This window comes from Pseudoalteromonas shioyasakiensis (assembly GCF_022398475.1).
In the GTDB taxonomy this organism is placed as follows: Bacteria; Pseudomonadota; Gammaproteobacteria; order Enterobacterales; family Alteromonadaceae; genus Pseudoalteromonas.
Window position 1 is genome coordinate 1 of record NZ_JAKEVM010000197.1, and the last position, 5,776, is coordinate 5,776.

Here is a 5,776-nt window from a genome sequence, read left to right on the forward strand (position 1 = left end):
ATAAGAAAGTGCATAATATTATATAGATCAGAGACCTCAGGTAACAGCATGCGTCCAGATACGCGCTCAATTTGCGTCGCTAAAAATACACACATTAAGATAGTTGCAGAGCAGAACCAGTGACCAAGTTTGGTGCTTTTTAGCTCAATGAGCTTATCACGCTCATCATCCCCTAAGTCTGCTTCTTTGTGTTTAATGCCTGCAAGCACAGATTGCATAATGATCTCTAAGATCACCGCAACCACGACAACCTTATACAAATAAGACACCATAGTATCTTGGCTAAGATCACCTGCAGCTTGTAGTGAATTAATGCCTAACAGGTAATAGCTTAAAAGGCCTATGGTTACCACCAAGGTGCCCCAAATTGTCATTTCTTTGTAGCTCATTTTCTTCCACCCCGTGTAAAGAATATTTGACTTGGTGTTAAGTAAACTACTCATTGCTCGATATGTCAAATATTTTTAACACCATGTATGGTATTTTTATCATTGACGTATTTCGTTACATTTAGTTGAGAACTAATTCCTACCGCACAGACTCCTAATGAAACAAACAACAAATTAGGAACGAATATGAACTGGCTTTTAAAGGTATGGAAAAATAACCGCTCATTGATTTTATTTATCTGCTTGATGAGTGTGTTCAGAAGTGCAGTGGCTGATTGGTATGAAGTGCCAACAGGTTCTATGAATCCGACCATCGTTGAAGGGGACCGTATTTTAACGGATAAAATGGCTTATGATCTGCGTGTGCCATTTAGTCATATTTCGCTAATGCGCACAGATGAGCCAAAAGCCGGTGATATTATTGTATTTGATTCTAAGGCTGCAAATAATCGTTTAATAAAGCGTGTTATTGGCGTGCCGGGCGATACAGTGACTTTAGTCGATAATAAATTGATCATAAACGGTAAAGCGCTTGATTATGCATTAACTGATAATGATCATGAGCAGCAAACACTGATTGAAAACCTTGCCGGTGTTCAGCACGCTATTGTGGTATCAAAAACGCCCTCGGTGATGCAGCATTTTGCCCCTGTCGCTATTCCAAAGGATATGTATTTAGCGATGGGCGATAATCGCGATCACAGTGCAGACTCGCGAGTGATTGGTTTAGTGCCTCGCAGTGAGTTATTAGGCAAAGCGAAAAGAGTCATAGTGTCACTTGATTATGATGATTATTACTTACCTCGAAAAGAGCGACTCTTGCATGATTTGTACTTAGCACCCTAGATAAAAATCGTACAAAATTGGCAATTTATAATTTTATGTTTCAATATTAACGACATAAAAATAATAAGCCAAAAGGTAAAGTATGATAAATGATAAGTTTGCGAGATTAATTCGATCTTTTTTGTTACTCGTCTTTTCGATCAGTCTGGTTGCATGTGGTTCGAGCTCAAAAAACGAATCTACAAAAGTTGATGACACTAACAGCTCAACACCGGATACAGGTGTTGAGCTTGTCGATAACAGTGGTAGTGCTGACTATAAAATTATTATTTATGGCAATAGCCATAGTGCTAGATTAGGGGATTTGCTTGAACAGCTTATTTCCAGTGAGCTAACCAACGCTCAAGTTTCAACTCTTACCATCAGTGGTCGTTTTTTAGATGAAATAGTGAACACTTCGGGCAATATTGAAAAGCTACAGCAAGCCAATTGGAGCCATGCTATTTTTCAAGGTCAAAAGTATTCTCAGTCTGGCTCTGTTAATTATTCTACAAGTGAGGCTGAGCGTTTAATTGCCAGTGCAAAAGAGCTGGAAATTACACCTATTTTGTTTCCTGAGCATCCACAGCGAGGTGACAGCAAAGAAGGGGAGCTTGTCTATCAATTACATTTGTCGATTAGCGAAAAAGAGGCAAGTTGTGTTGCACCAATCGGCTTAGTTTGGGATAAAGCAATCGCTGCATTACCTGAGCTTAATTTTTACAGTGCAGATGGCAATCATGCTTCAGATGCAGGGCACTTACTGACCGCGATGACTTTTTATGAAGTCATAACAGGTGAGCTTGCAGATACCCTAGCTTACAATGCTGCTTTTGCTATTACCGAACAACAACACCAGCAGTTTGGGCAAATAATTACTCAAGTACTGACTGAGTATCCTGCATGCCCAAGCTCATAAGCTAACAACATTATCTAAAGCATTCATTAAATACAAAAAAACCGTTGTGTCTGAAACACAACGGTTTTTTATATTAACTTGCAATYGTGTAATTACATTACACGCATGCCAGGCTCTGAGCCTTCATCTGGGTTTAGAATATAAATTTCTTTACCGCCAGGACCTGCCGCTAATACCATGCCTTCAGACATACCGAAACGCATCTTACGAGGCTTAAGGTTCGCTACCATTACCGTTAGCTTGCCTTCGATATCTTCTGGTGCATATGCCGATTTAATACCTGCGAATACTTGGCGCGTTTCGCCACCTAAATCTAAGGTTAGTTTTAATAGCTTATCTGCGCCTTCAACGTGTTCTGCTTTAGCAATTTTTGCTACGCGTAAATCAACTTTCGCAAAATCATCAAATTCGATTTCTGGGCTGATTGGCTCTTTTGCTAGTGGGCTGTTTGGATCAATCTTGTCTTTTTCAGCAACTAGGCTTTCTTTTGATTCTTCAATCATTTTATTTACTTTATCCATTTCAACACGTTGCATTAACGGTTTGAACTTATTAATTGCGTGACCAACAAGCGCTGTTTGCGCGCCTTGCCATGTTAAACCGTCGTTTAAGAAGGCTTCAACGTTTGCAGCCATACCTGGAAGAACAGGTTTTAAGTAAGTGATAAGTATACGGAACATATTTAAGCCAAGTGAACAAACATCGTGTGTTTCTTGTTGTTTTGTTTCGTCTTTAATCAATACCCAAGGCGCTTTAGCGTCGATAAATTGGTTTGCTTTATCAGCAAGTGCCATGATTTCACGAATTGCACGGCTGTAATCACGGTTTTCATAGTGATTTGCGATGCTTGCAGAAGCTGCTTGGAACTCACCTAATAGTGCTTCGTCCATTACGGTGTCGCTAAGCTTACCGTCAAACTTCTTGGTGATGAAGCTTGCACAACGGCTTGCGATGTTAACTACTTTACCTACTAAGTCTGAGTTAACACGTAGTGCAAAGTCTTCAAGGTTTAAATCAAGGTCAGTGATGCCGTTGTTTAATTTTGCCGCGTAGTAATAACGAAGATATTCAGGATCTAGGTTATCAAGGTAAGTACGCGCCTTAACAAAAGTGCCTTTTGATTTAGACATCTTCGCGCCATTCACAGTCACAAAACCATGGGCAAAAACGTTTGTTGGCTTTCTGAATTTTGCACCATCTAACATTGCCGGCCAGAATAAGCTGTGGAAGTAGATGATGTCTTTACCAATGAAGTGGTAAAGCTCTGCATCTGAGTCTTCGCTCCAGAATGCATCAAAATCAATCCCTTTTTTATCACACAGGTTTTTAAAGCTCGCCATGTAGCCAATAGGTGCGTCTAACCACACGTAAAAGTATTTACCCGGTGCACCTGGGATTTCAAAACCAAAGTAAGGTGCGTCACGGCTGATATCCCACTGCTGTAGGCCATCTGCAAACCATTCATCAAGCTTGTTCGCCATTTCTTGTTGAATCGTACCTGAGTGTAACCACTCTTTAAGCATGTCTTCAAAAGCAGGTAGGTCGAAGAAGTAATGCTCAGAATCTTTTAAGATTGGCTCAGCACCCGACATTACAGAGCGTGGGTTGATAAGCTCAGTTGGGCTGTATGTAGCACCACAAGAATCACAGCTGTCACCGTTTTGATCTTCTGACTTACACGTTGGGCAAGTACCCGTTACAAAGCGGTCTGGTAAGAAGATACCTTTCTCTGGGTCGAAAAGTTGAGAAATAGTATGCTTTTTAATGTGACCCGCTTCATTCAAACGGTTGTAGATTAACTCGCTGAAATGACGGTTTTCTTCACTGTGCGTGCTGTGATAGTTATCAAATTCAATGTTGAAATCAGCAAAATCGCGTTGACGTTCAACACTCACGTTTTTAACCATCTCTTCTGGCGTGATCCCTTGCTTTTGCGCATTAAGCATAATTGGTGTGCCGTGAGCATCATCCGCGCAAACGTAATAGGTTTCATGACCTTGTTGTTTTTGGAAACGCGCCCAAATATCAGTTTGGATATATTCTAGTAAATGACCTAAGTGAGTCGGGCCATTGGCATAAGGTAATGCGCTAGTAATCAGGATCTTTCGCTGTGCCATAATCATTCCGAATTGAGATTAGTTCGATGCAAATATGCTCGAATATCATTATTTAATTCATTGTGAGTTGCTCATAGACAACTCAAAGCAATGATATTATCTAATTGTCTGGTTTTAATGCCTTGAATGTTACATAATTCCGCAGCACTTTTCATCAAAGAAACGCTAATTTATTGCTATGTTTGGACTGTCAAAACTATTCTCAAGTAAATCGGCTGAAAAAGCACCTATCATTGCAGCCTTAGCCGCCTACCGTAGTAGCGCATTTGCCATTGGTATTGAGCAAGATTGGCTCGAAGAGCTTAATCAAAACAGCGATAAAAGCTGGCAGGTAAAACTAAGCCTACCTTTTGCTGGCGTGGGCGAAATCACTGAGATTGAAAAATTTGTCGCTGATAAACTATCAGTGCCTGTGTCAATTAGTGCTAAAGTGAAATTACCTAGCACATATAGTTTTAAGCAAATTAAACATATTGTGCTCGTTGCTTCAGGTAAGGGCGGCGTAGGAAAGTCAACTACGGCGGTGAATCTTGCCTCGGCTTTAGAACAAGAGGGTGCCAAAGTGGGTATTCTCGATGCTGATATTTATGGCCCGTCTATTCCATTGCTTCTAGGTCTACAAGGGGCAGAGCCGAAAACAGCAGATAATAAAAATTTACTTCCTTTTGAAGCGCATAACCTCAAGGCGCAATCGATCGGCTTTTTAGTGCCAAGTGATGACGCGACCGTTTGGCGCGGACCAATGGCATCGGGAGCACTTAATCAGTTAATGAACGAAACCGCTTGGGGTGAGCTTGATTATCTAATTGTTGATATGCCTCCAGGTACGGGCGATATTCAATTAACCATGAGCCAAAAAGTGCCAGCCAGTGGTGCAGTGATCATTACCACGCCTCAAGATTTAGCGCTAGCCGATGCGCAAAAGGGCATTGCTATGTTCAATAAAGTGAACGTACCTGTGCTTGGTTTAATTGAAAACATGAGCTACTTCTTATGTGGTCATTGTGGTAAGCCTAATCATGTATTTGGTAAAGATGGTGCCGTAAAATTAGCACATCGTCATGGTGTACCAGTGCTGGCTAATATTCCGCTGGCCATTGAAATTCGTGAAAGCTCGGAGCAGGGCGATTTAATTGCCACAGACAACGAGGCTCAAATAAGTGAAACCTACAAAACTGCAGCACGCGTGCTTGCTAGTAGCTTGTATTATCAACAGGCGCACACAAGCGCAGTTGAAATTGTCATTACTGAAGATTGATTGTTGCAAAGATTTTGTTAGTGGGTTTTTCTTGTTAACAAAATCCAGATTGATTATTTTGTACTAAATTTTGCTATCTAACCCCACTTTTAGTCGCATATAGCCTGCATTTTCGTGAAATATGTCGAAAAACAAAGTTGCAGTAAATGTTAATATTTTATTGACGTTTTAATAACCGTGACATACTCTAATGAAAGCGCTTACATTGTTAGGTCTTTTTATTTACCTGCCAATGTAAGCGCTTACAATTGACTGATTAAAACTATAC

The 5,776-nt window shown here is 40.6% G+C and carries 4 protein-coding genes and 1 pseudogene; 3 read left to right on the forward strand and 2 right to left on the reverse strand.

Going from position 1 to position 5,776, the window contains the following annotated elements; all coding sequences use genetic code 11:
• A pseudogene (locus L1D51_RS20170) lies at positions 1–389 on the reverse strand (hypothetical protein); the annotation flags it as partial.
• A gap of 186 nt (positions 390–575) precedes the next feature.
• On the opposite strand from L1D51_RS20170, the gene lepB reads away from it, so the two are divergent.
• Together lepB and L1D51_RS20180 are read left to right on the forward strand one after the other, a co-directional pair.
• Positions 576–1,235, forward strand: a complete 660-nt coding sequence (lepB, locus tag L1D51_RS20175; RefSeq protein ID WP_239964643.1) for a signal peptidase I — start codon at positions 576–578, stop codon at positions 1,233–1,235.
• An 82-nt stretch (positions 1,236–1,317) separates the two neighbouring features.
• A complete protein-coding gene (locus tag L1D51_RS20180) occupies positions 1,318–2,133 on the forward strand; it encodes a hypothetical protein (protein ID WP_239964645.1) in 816 nt (271 codons plus the stop codon).
• Between the two features lie 92 nt (positions 2,134–2,225).
• Here L1D51_RS20180 and metG read toward each other — a convergent pair whose 3' ends face one another.
• Positions 2,226–4,250, reverse strand: a complete 2,025-nt coding sequence (metG, locus tag L1D51_RS20185) for a methionine--tRNA ligase (protein WP_239964646.1) — start codon at positions 4,248–4,250, stop codon at positions 2,226–2,228.
• A gap of 178 nt (positions 4,251–4,428) precedes the next feature.
• Here metG and apbC point away from each other — a divergent pair, with 178 nt between their 5' ends.
• Entirely contained in the window at positions 4,429–5,508 is a 1,080-nt protein-coding gene (apbC, locus tag L1D51_RS20190; protein WP_054561253.1) for an iron-sulfur cluster carrier protein ApbC, read from the forward strand.
• The last annotated feature ends 268 nt before the right edge of the window (positions 5,509–5,776 follow it).